Genomic DNA, 16,814 nt, shown 5'->3' on the forward strand with positions numbered 1-16,814 from the left:
ACAATAACAAACCGTCACTGCGAGGCACAAAGCAGTCTCAAAAAATATCAAAAACCACCAAACCTCTATCCTACGTCAGTTCGAGTGAAATGCAATAGCATTTTGTATCGAGAACCCTATTACAAAACCACAACAACAGCAAACCGTCACTGCAAGGCACAAAGCAGTCTCAAAATATCAAAAACCATCAAACCTCTATCGTACGTCAGTTCGAGTGAAATGCACCAGCATTTTGTATCGAGAACCATATCATAAAACCTAAACAACAACAAACCGTCACTGCGAGGCACAAAGCAGTCTCAAAAAATATCAAGAACCACCAAACCTCTATCCTACGTCAGTTCCAGTGAAATGCACCAGCATTTTGTATCGAGAACCATATCCTAAAACCAAAACAATAACAAACCGTCACTGCGAGGCACGAAGCAGTCTCAAAAAATATCAAGAACCACCAAACCTCTATCCTACGTCAGTTCGAGTGAAATGCACCAGCATTTTGTATCGAGAACCATCAACCTCATTTACAATTAAATACACCAGCATTTTGTATCCAAAACCTTAAAAACTAAAATCTTCGTCAGTTCGAGTGAAATGCGCCAGCATTTTGTATCGAGAACCACCATTGCAACACCATAGCATAGCAACCCCAAACAACCAGTTCACCCGTATCTCCTTCGGGTCTCCTCCGGCTTTCCTTCGGCTTTCCTTCGGGTCTCCTTCGGGTATAAGACGGGTTAACCCAATAGCACAACCACAACAAACAACAGACAAAAAGTCATTTCAATCCCAATAAAATCAGTCATTTTGTCGTTTTTATAGTACCAAATACAAATGGTAAGATAATTGCCTAAAGATAACCAAACACAACAATAAAATAAAACAATAAAGATGTCATTCAGAGCGTAAGCGAAGAATCTCTTAGTAGATTACAACGTCCTACGCATCGTAATAACACTAAAACAAAACACAATATGAACTTTAATAATTATACCATAAAATCGCAAGAAGCCATACAGCAAGCACAACAGCTTGCACAAGGCTTTGGGCATCAACAAATAGAAAACGAGCACATATTCAAAGCCCTATTCGAAGTTGATGAAAACGTACTACCATTCATCCTTAAAAAACTGAATGTTAATGTCTCATTATTACAACAAATACTAGACAAAGAACTACAGAGCTTTCCTAAAGTTTCAGGAGGAGACATCATGCTCTCTCGCGAAGCTAGCAAAGCCCTAAACGAAGCATCGATCATCGCCAAAAAAATGAACGATGACTACGTATCTATAGAGCATTTAATATTGGCAATAATTAAGTCCAACAGCAAAATCGCCCAGATTTTAAAAGACCAAGGCGTTACAGAAAAAGGACTCAACTCAGCCATTGAGGAACTGCGTAAAGGCGATAGAGTAACATCTCAAAGCCAAGAGGAAACCTATAACGCTTTAAACAAATACGCTAAAAACCTCAACCAATTAGCACAAGATGGCAAGCTAGACCCTGTTATTGGCCGCGATGAAGAGATTCGTAGAATACTTCAAATCCTATCGCGTCGTACCAAAAACAACCCAATCTTGGTTGGTGAGCCAGGTACTGGTAAAACAGCCATTGCAGAAGGTTTAGCACATCGTATCATAGATGGTGACGTACCAGAGAACCTAAAAGACAAACAAATCTTTGCCTTAGATATGGGAGCATTAATTGCAGGTGCTAAATATAAAGGTGAGTTCGAAGAGCGTCTTAAAGCCGTTATCAAGGAAGTAACCACTAGCGAAGGTGATATCGTCCTATTCATCGACGAAATCCACACCCTTGTTGGCGCAGGTGGTGGCCAGGGAGCTATGGATGCAGCAAACATCCTTAAACCTGCCTTAGCACGTGGAGAACTGAGAGCCATTGGTGCCACTACGCTAGATGAGTACCAAAAGTACTTCGAGCAAGACAAAGCATTAGAAAGACGCTTCCAAAAGGTAACGGTAAATGAGCCAGATACAGAGAGTGCCATTTCCATCCTTCGTGGTATTAAAGAAAAGTACGAAGCACACCACAAAGTGCGTATCAAGGACGAAGCTATTATTGGTGCTGTAGAGTTATCAAACCGATACATTACCAATCGTTTCTTACCAGACAAAGCGATTGACCTTATGGATGAAGCCGCTTCTAAGTTACGCATGGAAATAAACTCTAAACCAGAGGAATTGGATGTCCTAGACCGTAAGATTATGCAGCTTGAAATTGAGCACGAAGCTCTTAAACGTGAAAAGGACGAAACCAAATTAAAAGCCTTAAAAGCTGAATTGGCAAATCTTAAAGAAGAACGTAACGAGCTCAATGCCAAGTGGAAGTCTGAAAAAGAAACAGTTGAAAACGTTCAGAACATAAAGCAAGAAATAGAAAACTATAAGCTTGAAGCCGAACGTGCAGAGCGTGAAGGTGATTATGGTAAGGTTGCAGAAATTCGTTACGGAAAGATAAAAGAAGCCACAGAAAAGCTTGAAGCGTATCAAAAACAACTGGCAGAACAGCAAGACAATGCCTTAATTAAAGAGGAAGTTACTTATGAAGATGTCGCTGATGTTGTAGCAAAATGGACAGGAATTCCTGTAACCAAAATGATACAAAGTGAGCGCGAAAAGCTTTTAAATCTCGAAGACGAATTGCACAAACGTGTGGTAGGTCAAGAAGAAGCTATTGAAGCCGTGAGTGATGCCGTGCGTAGATCTAGAGCAGGTCTGCAAAACCCAAACAAACCTATTGGCACCTTCTTATTCTTAGGTACAACTGGTGTTGGTAAAACAGAGCTGGCAAAAGCATTGGCAGAATACTTGTTTGATGATGAAAACGCCATGACACGTATAGATATGAGTGAATATCAAGAGCGTCATGCCGTGAGTAGATTGGTCGGTGCACCTCCAGGATATGTGGGTTATGATGAAGGTGGGCAGTTAACAGAAGCTGTAAGACGCAAACCATATTCAGTAGTATTGCTAGATGAGATTGAAAAAGCGCATCCAGATACCTTCAACATCTTATTGCAAGTATTAGATGAAGGTCGTTTAACAGATAACAAAGGTCGTATTGCTGATTTCAAAAACACGATCATCATCATGACCTCAAACATGGGAAGCCAAATTATACAAGAACGTTTTGAGGCTACCAAGGATATTGAATCTGCCATGGAAGCAGCTAAAGTTGATGTATTAGGCTTATTAAAACAAAGTGTAAGACCTGAGTTTTTAAACCGTATTGATGATACCATAATGTTTACACCTTTAACTAAAGAAAACATTGTTGCCATTGTAGATTTACAATTAAAAGGTATCACCAAAATGATAGCACAACAAGGCATAACCTTTGATGCTACTCCAGAAGCAAAAGCGTATTTAGCAGACAAAGGCTATAATCCTGAGTATGGTGCAAGACCTGTGAAAAGAGTCATACAAAAAGAAGTTCTAAATCAGTTGAGTAAAGAAATCTTAGCTGGAAAAGTAACAACAGAAAGTATTATTCTTCTTGATGAGTTTGACGGACAATTGGTTTTTAGAAACCAAGGAGATTTAGTTGTAGAAGAGTTATAAACAGACTGTAACAATATAGTCTGTAAATAGTCTTTATATTGATTGGTTGGTTAAAGCAACACTGAAATAAATTCGAAAAGCTATCGGATTATGGATGTGTTGCTTTCCTTTTTGTAACAAATTGCTCTATTAGACTACAAACAGATGAAATTTTAAGCACTTTATAAAATAAACCATCTATTATGAAACGTATTTTATCGCTACTTGTTATTACAACACTATCAATATTTTCAATTACTGCTCAAGAAATAGAAAATTCAACCTTATGGAAAATTGAAGGTAATGGGCTAGAGTCTCCTTCGTATTTATTCGGAACTATCCACATGACATGCGATGCTACTCTAGAGGATGATGTAAAAAAAGCTCTAGACGAAACTACTCAGATAGTTATGGAACTAGATATGGACGATCCTAGCATGCAAAGCAAAGTAATGCAAGGCATGTATCTAAAAGACGGAAAAACATTAAAAGATTTTGTATCTGACGAAGAATACAAATCAATTGACTCTCTTTTTACCAATAATATGGGCATGTCTGTAAAGCTATTAGAAAATGTGAAACCTTTTTTCCTTATGTCTATGTTTTACCCTAAAATGATTGACTGCCAGATGCAATCTTTTGAATTAGAGTTAACCAAAATTGCATCAGAGCAAAAAGAGGAAATCTATGGTCTTGAAACGATTGAAGAACAAATAAAGGTTTTTGATGGCATACCTCTAGAGGATCAGTATGCAGATTTAATCCGAATGGCTAAAGATAATCTAGCATTCGATAAAACAACGTTTTCTAAAATGCTTAAAATTTATAAGGAAGAAGATATTAACGCACTAATTGATATAATGGATGATGATACTAATAGTACCATGTCAAAACATCAAGATGTACTTTTGGAGCAACGTAATAAAAACTGGATTTCAAAAATTGGTGAATATGCCAAAGAGCAACCGACATTTTTTGGTGTTGGCGCAGGTCATCTTCCAGGGGAGAATGGAGTTATACAGCTTTTAAGAAATGCCGGATACACAGTTACAGCTGTACTAGAGTAAACAAAAAAAAGAGCCTTAAAAAGGCTCTTTTTTTCCAAATAATTGTTTCAATTTAAAACTTCATACCAACACCAAGACCAACTATTAATGGGTCGATATTAACTTCTGATGTATCAGGTGCTCCATTTACCGTAACATCAGTTTTAAGGAATAATTTCTTTACATCTAAGTTTAAGAACCACTTATCATTTAAATTATAATCCAAACCTGCCTGTAAAGAGAAACCAAATGAATTATCATACTCTATATCATCTAAGTCACCTTCATCAACACCATAAAATATAGTATAATTAACACCTGCTCCTACATATGGTTTAAAATCGTTAGCATAAAAATGGTATTGCAAATTTAAAGTTGGAGGCAATAACCAAACGTGTCCTAAATCTAGAGATCCACCACCATCAATATCTAAATCTACATTATGTTTTGTTGTACCTAATATTAACTCAACAGCCAAATTTTTAGAGAAAAAGTAAGTGAAGTCTAATTCTGGAACAAAAGCCGTGCTAATATCTACATCTGCACCATCAATATCATCATCAGGAGAAGGTATTACAGAAATTAATCTTAAACGTGCTTGCCACTTATTATAATCATCAGTAGCATCAGTGTCTTGTGCACTTAGGTTGAATGTTAACCCTATCAATAAAGTAAATAATAATAAATTTTTCATGTTAAAATATTTAAGTTTCCAGCAAAAATAAATGCTAATAAATCCTTAAATACTGATAATTATCATGTGTTTTCATGATTTGAAACCGTAATAAAAGCAACCACAATTATCAATAAAAAAATAAGAAGTTGTATTTCAGCTAATTGATGAGCAACGAAACTTTTTCGATGAAATGCACAATTTATTTTAAATTCCTTTATGCATTTTAACGGATTTATTATTAATTTTGTCGAGCTATTTAATTCCAATTAAACTTAAGAAACGATTAAACTTGTTGTAGTTTTCCCTCTAACACATGGGGATTACTATAGTTAATTATTTGATAAACCCTACTTATTAATACATGGAATTGAACAGATATATAGATCACACCCTATTGAGTCCCTCAGCAACTGAAGCCGATATTCTTAAACTCTGCGAAGAAGCATTAAAATACAATTTTTATTCTGTTTGCGTAAACAGCTGCTATGTTCCTATTGCAAAACAAGCCCTTGGACGTTCTGAAGTAAAAGTTTGTACCGTAGTTGGTTTTCCTCTTGGAGCCATGTCTACCGAAGCTAAAATTTTTGAAGCAAAAAAAGCAATAGAACAAGGTGCTTCTGAAATTGATATGGTAATGAACATCGGTCGTCTAAAAAGTAAAAATTATGTTGCTGTACTTAAAGATATTAGTGACGTAAAACGCGCTATAGGCTTAACACCTTTAAAAGTTATTTTAGAAATAAGTGAACTTTCTAAAAATGAAATCGTAAAGGCTTGTGAAATATGTATTGATGCCAAAGCTGATTTTGTAAAAACCTCAACAGGTTTTTCCAAGAGTGGTGCTACACTTACTGCCGTAAAAATCATGAAAAAAACGGTAAGAGACCAATTAAAAATTAAAGCTTCTGGTGGCATTAGAGATGCTGAAACTGCTCTAAAATATATAGAAGTTGGCGTACATAGAATTGGCGCTTCATCTGGTGTTGCTATGATGACCAATCAAACTTCAAAATCTGCATATTAATTAAAACACTTTGCTTAACTTTACCGCATGAGTGTACACATTGGCGCCAACAAAGGCGATATAGCAGAAACTATTTTATTACCAGGCGATCCGCTAAGAGCTAAATGGATTGCTGAAACTTTTTTTGAAAACCCAGTTTGCTTTAATGAAGTAAGAGGCATGTATGGTTATACAGGTACTTACCAAGGCAAGCGCATATCTACCATGGGATCTGGTATGGGTATTCCTAGTATTTCAATCTATGCAAATGAGCTTATAAAAGATTTTGGTGTAAAAAATCTAATTAGAGTTGGGAGTGCTGGTTCTTACCAAAAGCATGTTAAGATAAGAGATGTCGTCTTAGCTATGGCAGCATCTTCTACGTCTGGAGTTAATGAATTAAGGTTTGGAGGTGCTGACTACGCTCCTACTGCTGATTTCGGCTTGTTCTTAAAAGCTGTAAAGGCTGCTGAAGCTAAAAATATTCCCATCCAAGCTGGTAATGTCTTATCCTCCGATGAGTTTTATGAAGACAATATCGAATCCTATAAAAAATGGTCTAGGTTTGGTGTGCTATGTGTAGAAATGGAAGCCGCAGGTCTTTATACTGTTGCAGCAAAACATAATGTAAATGCACTTGCTATTTTAACGATTTCGGATTCTTTGGTGACGGGTGAAAAAACTACAAGTAAAGAGCGTGAGACTACCTTTAGACAGATGATTGAAATTGCTTTGGAATTGGCTTAAACTCATTTAACAAACTTTTTTGAAGTAAAATAGTTTTTCTGTCTATTTTTGAGAGGTTTAACTAATCATCTTTCAAAAAATGAAATCTTTATTCTTTACTTTATTTTTGTTAATATCATTCAACATTTTTGCTCAGGAAACATCTGATAAAAAACAAAAAGTCACAACCTACTATCTCATTCGACATGCAGAAAAGGACGAATCGGACAAAACAAATAAAGATCCGCATTTAACTGAGGAAGGCAAAAAGCGTGCAGAAAATTGGACTGAAGTTTTTGGTAATGTTAAATTCGATATGGTCTACTCCACCAATTATAACAGAACTAAAGAAACGGCAGAACCTACAGCCAAAGCAAATAATGTAGATATTACCTTTTATGATCCTAGAAATTTAAAACTTGAAGATTTAATAAAGGAAACTGAAGGAAAAACGGTTTTAATTGTTGGTCACAGCAATACTACACCTATGCTAACTAATGCTCTACTCAACGAAAAAAAATATAACCAGATAGACGAAAGCAACAATGCCAACCTTTACATTGTAACCATAACGGATTATACAAAGAGTTCTACACTTCTAAAAATTGAATAAAATTCACCTCTATTTATCCTATATTTTTGCATTTAACCTATTTACCGTAAATAGTATCAATACACAGATAAAAAGATTAATTTCTAAAAATAAATAACTAGTTTTGAGAACATTAATTATAAAAGATTGATTTAAACTATTTATGAAAACTGTAATGTTATTGGGTGGCACCAAAGGTGTTGGAAAAGAAATACTTAAGGCCAGCTTAAAAAAAGGATATAATGTAGCTTTTTGTGGCAGAGATGTTGAAGATGCTCAAAAAATTATAGAATCCTCTAATAACAAAGACAAATTATACTTTCATAAAATTGATCTTACATCTATAGATGGTATTGAAGATTACTACAAAGAAACTATAAAACGTTTCAAAAAAATTGATGCACTTATTCTATATGCTGGTATTACTCCTGTTGCATCGTTGATTGACACAGATGAAGACACCTACGATAAGGTATTTAATGTAAATCTCAAAGCACCATATTTTTTGTTAAAGCATGTTTTAAGGTCTATGATAGAACAAAACGGAGGATCTGTTGTGTTTTTTGGATCCGCTCATATGGATTATGGTCAAGAAGATCGCACAGCATATGCCTTAACCAAAGGAACCTTATATACGCTTTCTACTCACGTTGCGCATCATTATGCTAAATTTGGCATTAGATCCAATTATTTAGTAATGGGTTGGACTAGTACCGAAGGAGAGCTTCAACTTCGTGAGCAAGAAGGTATAAGCGAAGAGCAATTAAAAAGTAATGCAAGCGAGATAATTCCTATGGGACGCATGCTTACGCCTTACGACCCAGTACCTGCAGTCATGTATTTTATTTCAGATGATTCTGCAATGACAACAGGATCTATTATGAGAGTAACAGGAGGAGAATATATTTAAGCAATATATAATGACAAAAAACTTAATTTACTTCTCCCAATCTGCCGAACTTTTTGAAGGTCCAATTTTCGATTCAAAACATCAACTTTTATATTTTGTATCAATCTTAGATGGATTAGTGTATTGCTATAATCCAAACACCAAAGAAATTTTAAGTATAAAGTTAGACTCACCTACCAGTAATGTTTATGTTGTATCTAACAAAGTTGTTCTTGTTGCTTCAAAAGATGGCTTTTATGAAATAGATTTTAATAATTTAAAATCCTCTTTCAAATTCCAAATAAATATTGCGGACAATGTACGCTACAATGATGGTATAGAAGACGCAGCAGGTAGATACATCATTGGCACAATGGGTTATCCAGAAGTCATTAACGGAATAGGAAATGTGTATTCTTACCATAAAGGTAAATCTAAAACAATAATAGAAAACACTACCATTTCTAACGGATTAGCCTTTACTGAAGACAATAAAACGCTCTATTTTATTGACACACCAACAAAGCAAGTTGCTAAGTACAATTATTATATTGAAACCGGAAACGTTGCCTTTGTTGATTACGTAATACAATTTAATGGAGATGGAAGTCCTGATGGAATGTGTATAGACAAAAACGGCATGTTATGGATTGCAGAATGGGGAGGTGCTTGTGTTTCTCAATGGAATCCCTTAACAGGAAAAAAAATTAATGAAATAACTCTACCATATACAAATGTAACATCATGTTGTTTTGATGATAAATTGAATTTATATATCACAACAGCGAAAAATGATGAAGAATCAAACTACAATAATGGTAGTGGATTATTTTATGTAGAAATAAATTAAGATATAAGTATGAGTTCTATAAAAATAAGTGTTATTGTTCCTATTTACCGTATAGAAAAATACTTAGCACAATGTATTGAAAGTCTATTAGAGCAATCTTTTAAAGACTTTGAATTAATACTGGTGGACGACGGTAGTCCTGACAACTGTCCCCAAATTTGTGATGATTACGCAAAGAATGATGACAGAATTAAAGTTATCCATAAACCAAATGGAGGCTTATTATCAGCTAGAAAAGCAGGCTTAGAAGCATCTTCAGGCACACATATTGCATACGTAGATGGCGATGATTGGGTAGATCATTTTTATCTAGACACCTTGTACAAATTAGCCATAGCTAACGATGCTGATTTGGCTGTAACGGGACACTTTAGAGAATTTGATGGTAAAATCGAAACCATAAAACCAAAAAATCCTGGTTTTTATGATGAAACTAAAATTAAATCTGAAATTTTACCAAAAGCCATATACAATGGTGAGTTCTGTGAACATGGCATGTCCACTTATGTTTGGAACAAACTCTTCAAAAAAGAACTTCTAGAAAAGGTACTTTACGATGTACCTAACGATGTTGTAATGGGTGAAGATGCTGCTATTACTTACTCTTATTTAGCTTTTACAAAACGACTAGTCATAAGTAAAATTCCACTTTATTATTACAGACAAAGACACGACTCTATTGTAAAATCTGTTGAAAACCCAAAGACGGAATACTACCGACTAGGCCTATTAATGAACTTCCTTAAAACTAAATTAACTAATGTTTTAGATGAGGAAAATCTAAACACACAAATAACATATTATCTCTATTCGCAAATACTGGTAAGGTCTGGCGGACTTATATACAACGAAAAAGATAACACTTGGTTTAATCCATTTTTAAAGACTGAAAAAGGTTCTAAGGTTGTGGTTTACAGCTCTGGATCCTTTGGCCAACATATCCTATCTACCAATTTAAAAACAGATTATTTTAAAATCATAAAATGGATTGATGTAGATTATCACGATTTAAAAATTGGTGAAAACACTGTTAATCCTATTAGCAGTATTTACAATAATGAGTTTGATTATTTAATAATAGCTACCATTAATCCTTCAACCCATAAGTCTTTAAAAGAAGAACTGGAATTGATGGGTATTAATCAATCTAAAATTGTTAAAACCAATACAGACGAAACAAAAATCAAAAGTCTCCTAACAGACATAGGCTTTGATGAAAATTTTATATTTAATTAAAAAAACTAATAATAATTCCCTAACACATAAAGTTAATAACCCTTAAAATCAACAACAATGAAGAAAATAATTATTCTTGGTGGTAATCCAGAAACTGGTGTTTTAGTAGAATTTGCAAATAATATGGGACTGCATACCATTGTAATAGACCCAAACCCAGATGCACCTGCTAAAAAATTTGCTGCCGAAACCTATGATATAGATGGCTTTGACATCGATGGCATTGTAAAAGTTGCCAAAGATAATAAGGTTGATGCTGTTCTTGTTGGTGTTGCTGATATTTTGGTAAAACCATATAAAGAAATCTGTGATAGACTTGGTTTGCCTTGTTACGCAACAGACGGTACTATTGAAGCATTTTGCAGTAAGGATGGCTACAAACGTTATTGTGAAAAATATGACGTACTAGACATACCAGGAATTTACCTAAAAAAAGGAGAACCTATAAGGAAACCTAAAAACGTAGAGCTACCATTAATGGTAAAACCCGTTGACAGTGGTGGTGGTGTTGGAATGAAGATATGTAGAGACGAAGAGGATTATAACGAAACCGTAAAAAACGTTCTTCAATTCTCTAAGAAAGGCATTGTATTAGTTGAAAAGTATATGGACTCTAGTTGTCACGATATGGCCGCTTATTACACTTTTAAAGATGGCGTTCCTTATTTATCTGCCGTATATGACAGATGTTTAACAAGAATACAAGGTAACTCTAGCCCAATAGGACTAGCCACATTATATCCTTCTAAACTTACTAAAGAGTTTGTAGACACTGTTCATCCAAAATTATGTGAATTATTTAAAGCCACTGGAGTAAAAAATGGTGTTTTAAATGTTCAGTTTTTTGTTGAAAATGGTGTATTCTACAGTTATGACCCAGGATTTAGATTACAAGGAGAAGCTCCTCATATTCATTTAGCACATATTAATGGTTTTGACCACAGGAATATGCTCTTAAATTTTGCTCTAACAGGTGTGTTTGGTGAAGACAATTTTGCCGAGCAAAACGATTATATGTTACGTGGTAAAAAAGCGTGCTCCATTTGGGTGCTTTTAAAAGCTGGTAAAATCACATCTATAAAAGGTTTAGAAGAACTTAAAAATCATAAAAATGTAATTTTTGTTGTAGAGCGCTTTAAGGAAGGAGACGAAGTACTACCAGCTATGATTGGCACAGAAAGGCAAGTGCTTTATAGAATATATACAGTTTCAGACTCAGTTGCAGAAACCAATCAAACCATTTTAGACATTCAAAACATATTAGATATACGAGATGAAAACGGAGAAGACATGGTGTTAGAATGGACCGATTTATGGAATACTGATGACTACAGTCATCATTAACTATAATAACCCTAATCAATCAAACCAAAAATGAGTATTAATGTTTTAGAGAAATTTAATTTAAAAGACAAAAAATCCATTGTTGTCGGAGGTGCAGGAGACCTTGGCAAATCAATGGTAGAGGCTTTAGCAGAAGCTGGAGCGCAAGTTGTTATCATAGATATTGATGACAGAATGTATGATTTTTGTGAGGACTTCAAAAAAAATGGACTCAAAGTAGAAGCTATTAAGGCTGATATTAGCAAAATTGATGAAGTACAAAGTTCTTACAAAAAAGCCTTGGAAATTCTTGGAGGTAAACTTGATATTTTAGTCAACTCAGCTGGTATACAACGACGGTATCCTAGTGAGCAATTCCCTGAAGAAGAATGGAGCAAGGTTATTGCTATTAACTTAGATGCCACCTTTTATTATTGTAAATATGCAGCCAACACAATGCTAAAAAATAATGGTGGTAAGATTATAAATGTTGCTTCGTTAATGAGCTTTTTAGGCGGAATTACCATTCCTGCTTATGCAGCATCTAAAGGTGGTGTAGGTCAGTTAACCAAAGCGCTATCTAATGATTTAGCCGAAAAAGGAATTTGCGTTAACGCAATAGCTCCAGGCTATATGGATACACAATTAAACACAGCTTTAATTAATGATAAAAAACGAACTGATGAAGTTTTTATGCGTGTACCTATGAAACGTTGGGGAACTGGTGAAGACTTAAAAGGACTTACAGTATTCTTGGCTTCTCCAGCAAGTGATTATGTTACCGGAACTATTATTCCTGTTGATGGCGGCTATTTAGGTCGATAAATAATTAAATTATATTAAGAAGACGAAGGTGTTTCTGAATTTATAGAAACACCTTCGTTTTTTATTGATTTAATAATTCTACTTCAATATTTTTTAATTCAATTTTAGACAATAATTTCAACTTGTTTTCTTCAAAAGCTTTTCCCAAATCAAATAGTTCTAACTCATTATGCTCAGTCTTGTAGTTATTGTAATCTACAAAGCGTAATCCATTTACATAACGCTCATTATTGGCTTTTCTAAATCGTGTACCTACTCCATCATCTTCGTTATATGAATAGGCTAAATAATCTACGTTAAAACCTTCTTTGTCAACCCAATACACAAAGATATCTTCATAATCTTCTCCTCCGCCTTCGGGATTAAACGTTACTTTAATTTTGTAATAGTTCTTTTCTTTAATTTGTTCTTCACCTAACAAAGTTTTATTAACTGCTGCGGCATTTAATCCGTAGGGTAAAACCGAAAAATAATGTACTGAGTTTACCGAAGCCGTAAATTTTGCTTTCAAACTATCTTCTAAAATAACTCGACTATTATTTATAAAACGTTCAAAATTGCTATTAGTCAACAAATCGAAAACAGAGTCATTACCATCCTTAAACATTCTTATTAATGAAAATTGGCCTTTATCTCGCCTGGCTACATAAAATTTATCTCTAAAATCGAAGCGTATTACAGAATTATCAAAGGCCTTACCTCCTGCTTTCTCAATAGATTTAGAAATAATTTTATCTGCCGTAAGATTTACAACTTGTTTTTCCTCCTTACAATTAAAGAGCATTAATCCAAAAAGAACCAAGTATAAATATTTCATATCAATGATTTAGGTATTCAAAGTCGTAAAACTAAGTAATAGTTTACAATAAAACACACTTCGCACTTTTGTACTTTGTTCTTGCTACTTTCTTACTATCTTTGCCAACCATGCAAAAAAAGGTTAACATACTCAACAAAAAGGCAAAATTTCAGTACGAAATACTTGATAAGTATACTGCTGGAATTGTTTTAACTGGTACAGAAATAAAATCTATTAGAGCCAGCAAAGCTTCTATTGCTGAAAGTTTTTGTGAATTTAATGATCATGGCGAACTCTTTGTTATAAATATGACAATAGAAGAATACGCCTTTGGTAACTACTACAACCACAAACCTAAAGCAGAGCGTAAATTATTGCTTAATAAACGTGAACTTAAAAAGCTTGAAAAAGAAGTTAACGTAAAGGGAAATGCTATTATCCCACTTCGTTTATTCATTAACGAAAATGGATTAGCCAAATTAGAAATCGCTTTAGGAAAAGGTAAAAAACTCTACGATAAGCGCGACACCATAAAAGATCGCGACAATAAGCGCAATTTAGACCGCATTAAGAAAAGTTTTCGATAACTTTAGGATTGTTATAACTTTTACATATTTCATTTTACTCTAAGTTTGGTTCAGCTACAGGCAACCATTAGTGGTAAAACAACGTCTGTATTTAAAAAGGCATCTTTTTTGTGAGATAAAATCTATGTCCTAAGTTTAACCACCAATCAACATCTATGCAACAACGATTACTCTTTCTCCTTTTATCTACATTTTGCACCTTAGCTTCTGCACAAATTACAGGAACTATTACCAACACTAAAGGTAAACCACTACCATTTGTAAACATTTTAATAGAAAACACCTATAAAGGTACCACCAGTAATGACGATGGATACTATGAGCTCTCTGTTTCAGAAAAAAAATCATACACCATAGTTTATACGTATTTAGGCTATAAAACAGTAAAAAAGACTGTTGATATTACCTCTTTTCCTTTTAAAATTGATATCACTTTAGAAGAAGAATCGGTTTCTCTTAATGAAGTCGTGGTAGCATCAGAAGACAATCCTGCGAACGCAATAATTAGACAAACCATTGCCAAGCGCAAAGAAAACCTTGAGAAAATTGAATCCTTTAAAGCCGACTTCTATTCTCGTGGATTGATAAGAATTAAAGATGCTCCCGAAAAAATTCTGGGCCAAGAAATTGGTGATCTTGGTGGTGGTTTAGACTCTACCAGAAGTGGTATTATTTATCTATCTGAAACCATTTCAAAAATTCAATATTTAAGACCAAATCAACTTAAAGAAAAAATTACAGCCTCCAAAATAAGTGGTGATGATAATGGTTTTAGTTTCAATAATGCTCAAGATGTAGATTATAATTTCTACAACAATACGGTTGAGTTTGGTAATCAAATCGTTTCACCAATAGCTAACAATGCCTTTGGTTATTACCGGTATAAATTAGAAGGCATTTTTTATGATGAACATGGTAACCTCATCAACAAAATAAATGTAATTCCTAAGCGTGAAAACGACCCTGTATTTTCAGGTACCATTTACATTGTAGAAGACCTATGGACACTCTACGCCATTGAGTTAGATCTTACTGGTACTCAAGCCAGAATTCCTGCTGCAGATATTATCTCACTAAAGCAAAGTTTTTCTTACTCTAAAAATGACGATTTATGGGCTTTAATTTCGCAAAGTATCGACTTTAAATATGGCATTTTTGGGATTAAAGGAGATGGTCGTTTTACTGCTGTTTATAGTAATTATGAGTTCAATTCTAATCTTACTCAAAAAGATTTTGGTGCAGAGCTTGTGTCCTTTGAAAATGAAGCTAACAAAAAGGACTCCCTATTTTGGAAACAAATACGACCTGTTCCACTTACAGATGAAGAACGTACAGATTATGTGAAAAAAGACAGTATACAAATTGTACGCGAATCTAAAACTTACTTGGATTCTGTAGATCGTGAGAAAAACAAATTTAAGCTAGGTGATGTTTTGGGTTACACATACAACAACTCCTATAAAAAATATAGTCTTGGGTACAACATCCCTTTTAGCGGAGTTCAGTTTAATACTGTTCAGGGATTCACAACGCAATTAAATTTATTCTATACTAAGCAATTAGATGAATTTAGACGCTATTTTAATGCTAATGCCAGCTTACAATACGGATTTTCAGACGAGCGCTTACGTGCAACCGCTTCATTAAGGTACAAGTTTAACAATACTAGTAGACGTTTCTTAACCTTGTCTGGTGGTACAAAAGTAGAACAGTTTAATCCTACCAATCCTATTTCGCCAATAGAAAACAGTATTGCCAGTTTATTCTTTGAAGAAAACTACATGAAATTATATGAGCGTCGTTTTGTTCAACTTAATTATTCTGAAGAATTATTTAACGGTTTTAATCTGTACTCTAACATTTCTTACGAAAACAGAACAGCTCTTTTTAATACCACAGATCAGGCATTTTACCCAAGAGCAGATCAGGAATACTTAAGCAATAATCCAATAAACCCAATAAGTACTGATGCGCCTTTTGAAGACCACAATATTGTAAAGTTTAATCTATCAGCCCAAATAAACTTTGGTCAAAAATATTTGAGTTATCCAGATAGTAAATTCAATATTAGGTCAGAGAAATATCCAACTCTAGTATTGAGTTATGAAAAAGGTCTGGGCGCTACAAACAGCGATTATAATTTTGACCAGCTTAAAGCAAGGCTTTACCAAAGCTTTACCTTAGCAGATAAAGGTCGTTTTAATTACAACCTAAGAGCAGGCAAATTCTTTAATGCAGACGATATTGCTTTTATGGATTACCAACATTTTAATGGCAATCAGTTAGCTGTTAGCCAAAGAGGCAATTACACCAACGTCTTTAATAACCTAGGTTATTACGATTTAAGCACCAATGAAAGTTATCTGGAAATGCATGCTGAACATGATTTTAACGGCTTTATTTTGGGTAAAATTCCAGGTTTAAACAAGCTGAATTTCAATCTTATAGTAGGAGCGCACAACTTAGCAACACCAGACAATAAACCATATCAAGAATTTACAATTGGAATAGATAATATTGGCTGGGGAAAATGGCGTTTCTTAAGGTTTGATTATATTCGCTCTTACCAAGGAGGATTTCAAGGAGATGCTATTTTGTTTGGTTTGAAATTCTTTTAAAATTAACTTTAAAACATGAAAGTACAGGTCATATCATTATTATTTATTTTAAGTTTGACTCATTCATTTGCTCAAAAAAATAGTGAA

The 16,814-nt window shown here is 34.2% G+C and carries 14 protein-coding genes; 12 read left to right on the forward strand and 2 right to left on the reverse strand.

Features of this window, described 5'->3' with window-relative positions:
* Positions 1–971 precede the first annotated feature (971 nt).
* Positions 972–3,578: an ATP-dependent chaperone ClpB gene (clpB, locus tag MST30_RS15465; RefSeq protein ID WP_243472314.1), complete on the forward strand. Its 2,607-nt coding sequence runs from the start codon at positions 972–974 to the stop codon at positions 3,576–3,578.
* A gap of 182 nt (positions 3,579–3,760) precedes the next feature.
* The gene (locus MST30_RS15470; RefSeq protein WP_243472315.1) at positions 3,761–4,624 is read left to right on the forward strand and encodes a TraB/GumN family protein; all 864 of its coding nucleotides are present in this window, start codon (positions 3,761–3,763) and stop codon (positions 4,622–4,624) included.
* Between the two features lie 52 nt (positions 4,625–4,676).
* On the opposite strand, the gene MST30_RS15475 is transcribed toward MST30_RS15470, so the two are convergent.
* Positions 4,677–5,297 (reverse strand): OmpW/AlkL family protein, encoded by a 621-nt coding sequence (locus MST30_RS15475; protein WP_243472316.1) that lies wholly within the window; start codon positions 5,295–5,297, stop codon positions 4,677–4,679.
* Between the two features lie 343 nt (positions 5,298–5,640).
* On the opposite strand from MST30_RS15475, the gene deoC reads away from it, so the two are divergent.
* The 8 genes from deoC to MST30_RS15515 all read left to right on the forward strand — a co-directional run bounded on the left by deoC (position 5,641) and on the right by MST30_RS15515 (position 12,723).
* Positions 5,641–6,303 (forward strand): deoxyribose-phosphate aldolase, encoded by a 663-nt coding sequence (gene deoC / locus MST30_RS15480; RefSeq protein WP_243472317.1) that lies wholly within the window; start codon positions 5,641–5,643, stop codon positions 6,301–6,303.
* Positions 6,304–6,330: 27 nt separating this feature from the next.
* A complete protein-coding gene (deoD, locus tag MST30_RS15485) occupies positions 6,331–7,029 on the forward strand; it encodes a purine-nucleoside phosphorylase (protein WP_243472318.1) in 699 nt (232 codons plus the stop codon).
* A 79-nt stretch (positions 7,030–7,108) separates the two neighbouring features.
* Complete coding sequence (locus MST30_RS15490) at positions 7,109–7,621, forward strand: SixA phosphatase family protein (RefSeq protein WP_243472319.1); 513 nt, start codon at positions 7,109–7,111, stop codon at positions 7,619–7,621.
* A 142-nt stretch (positions 7,622–7,763) separates the two neighbouring features.
* Positions 7,764–8,510, forward strand: coding sequence for an SDR family NAD(P)-dependent oxidoreductase (locus tag MST30_RS15495; protein WP_243472320.1), 747 nt, complete (start codon positions 7,764–7,766; stop codon positions 8,508–8,510).
* Between the two features lie 10 nt (positions 8,511–8,520).
* A complete protein-coding gene (locus MST30_RS15500) occupies positions 8,521–9,339 on the forward strand; it encodes an SMP-30/gluconolactonase/LRE family protein (protein WP_243472321.1) in 819 nt (272 codons plus the stop codon).
* A gap of 9 nt (positions 9,340–9,348) precedes the next feature.
* A complete protein-coding gene (locus MST30_RS15505) occupies positions 9,349–10,575 on the forward strand; it encodes a glycosyltransferase family 2 protein (RefSeq protein WP_243472322.1) in 1,227 nt (408 codons plus the stop codon).
* Positions 10,576–10,632: 57 nt separating this feature from the next.
* On the forward strand, positions 10,633–11,919 hold the full coding sequence (locus tag MST30_RS15510; RefSeq protein ID WP_243472323.1) for an ATP-binding protein: 1,287 nt from the start codon (positions 10,633–10,635) through the stop codon (positions 11,917–11,919).
* Positions 11,920–11,949: 30 nt separating this feature from the next.
* The gene (locus MST30_RS15515) at positions 11,950–12,723 is read left to right on the forward strand and encodes an SDR family oxidoreductase (protein ID WP_243472324.1); all 774 of its coding nucleotides are present in this window, start codon (positions 11,950–11,952) and stop codon (positions 12,721–12,723) included.
* 61 nt (positions 12,724–12,784) lie between these two features.
* Here MST30_RS15515 and MST30_RS15520 read toward each other — a convergent pair whose 3' ends face one another.
* Positions 12,785–13,540: a DUF6503 family protein gene (locus MST30_RS15520; protein ID WP_243472325.1), complete on the reverse strand. Its 756-nt coding sequence runs from the start codon at positions 13,538–13,540 to the stop codon at positions 12,785–12,787.
* A 110-nt stretch (positions 13,541–13,650) separates the two neighbouring features.
* On the opposite strand from MST30_RS15520, the gene smpB reads away from it, so the two are divergent.
* Both smpB and MST30_RS15530 read left to right on the forward strand, forming a co-directional pair.
* Positions 13,651–14,109 (forward strand): SsrA-binding protein SmpB, encoded by a 459-nt coding sequence (gene smpB / locus MST30_RS15525; protein WP_243472326.1) that lies wholly within the window; start codon positions 13,651–13,653, stop codon positions 14,107–14,109.
* Between the two features lie 155 nt (positions 14,110–14,264).
* Positions 14,265–16,727 carry a DUF5686 and carboxypeptidase regulatory-like domain-containing protein gene (locus MST30_RS15530; RefSeq protein WP_243472327.1) on the forward strand — a complete coding sequence of 821 codons (2,463 nt, stop codon included), beginning with the start codon at positions 14,265–14,267 and terminating at the stop codon, positions 16,725–16,727.
* The last annotated feature ends 87 nt before the right edge of the window (positions 16,728–16,814 follow it).

The organism is Winogradskyella sp. MH6 (assembly GCF_022810765.1).
GTDB lineage: Bacteria > Bacteroidota > Bacteroidia > Flavobacteriales > Flavobacteriaceae > Winogradskyella.

Bases quoted from the DNA above. Each gene is read 5' to 3' on its own strand.
- clpB (WP_243472314.1), top strand. From the start codon at position 972: ATGAACTTTAATAATTATACCATAAAATCGCAAGAAGCCATACAGCAA.
- MST30_RS15470 (WP_243472315.1), top strand. From the start codon at position 3,761: ATGAAACGTATTTTATCGCTACTTGTTATTACAACACTATCAATATTT.
- MST30_RS15475 (WP_243472316.1), bottom strand. From the start codon at position 5,297: ATGAAAAATTTATTATTATTTACTTTATTGATAGGGTTAACATTCAAC.
- deoC (WP_243472317.1), top strand. From the start codon at position 5,641: ATGGAATTGAACAGATATATAGATCACACCCTATTGAGTCCCTCAGCA.
- deoD (WP_243472318.1), top strand. From the start codon at position 6,331: ATGAGTGTACACATTGGCGCCAACAAAGGCGATATAGCAGAAACTATT.
- MST30_RS15490 (WP_243472319.1), top strand. From the start codon at position 7,109: ATGAAATCTTTATTCTTTACTTTATTTTTGTTAATATCATTCAACATT.
- MST30_RS15495 (WP_243472320.1), top strand. From the start codon at position 7,764: ATGAAAACTGTAATGTTATTGGGTGGCACCAAAGGTGTTGGAAAAGAA.
- MST30_RS15500 (WP_243472321.1), top strand. From the start codon at position 8,521: ATGACAAAAAACTTAATTTACTTCTCCCAATCTGCCGAACTTTTTGAA.
- MST30_RS15505 (WP_243472322.1), top strand. From the start codon at position 9,349: ATGAGTTCTATAAAAATAAGTGTTATTGTTCCTATTTACCGTATAGAA.
- MST30_RS15510 (WP_243472323.1), top strand. From the start codon at position 10,633: ATGAAGAAAATAATTATTCTTGGTGGTAATCCAGAAACTGGTGTTTTA.
- MST30_RS15515 (WP_243472324.1), top strand. From the start codon at position 11,950: ATGAGTATTAATGTTTTAGAGAAATTTAATTTAAAAGACAAAAAATCC.
- MST30_RS15520 (WP_243472325.1), bottom strand. From the start codon at position 13,540: ATGAAATATTTATACTTGGTTCTTTTTGGATTAATGCTCTTTAATTGT.
- smpB (WP_243472326.1), top strand. From the start codon at position 13,651: ATGCAAAAAAAGGTTAACATACTCAACAAAAAGGCAAAATTTCAGTAC.
- MST30_RS15530 (WP_243472327.1), top strand. From the start codon at position 14,265: ATGCAACAACGATTACTCTTTCTCCTTTTATCTACATTTTGCACCTTA.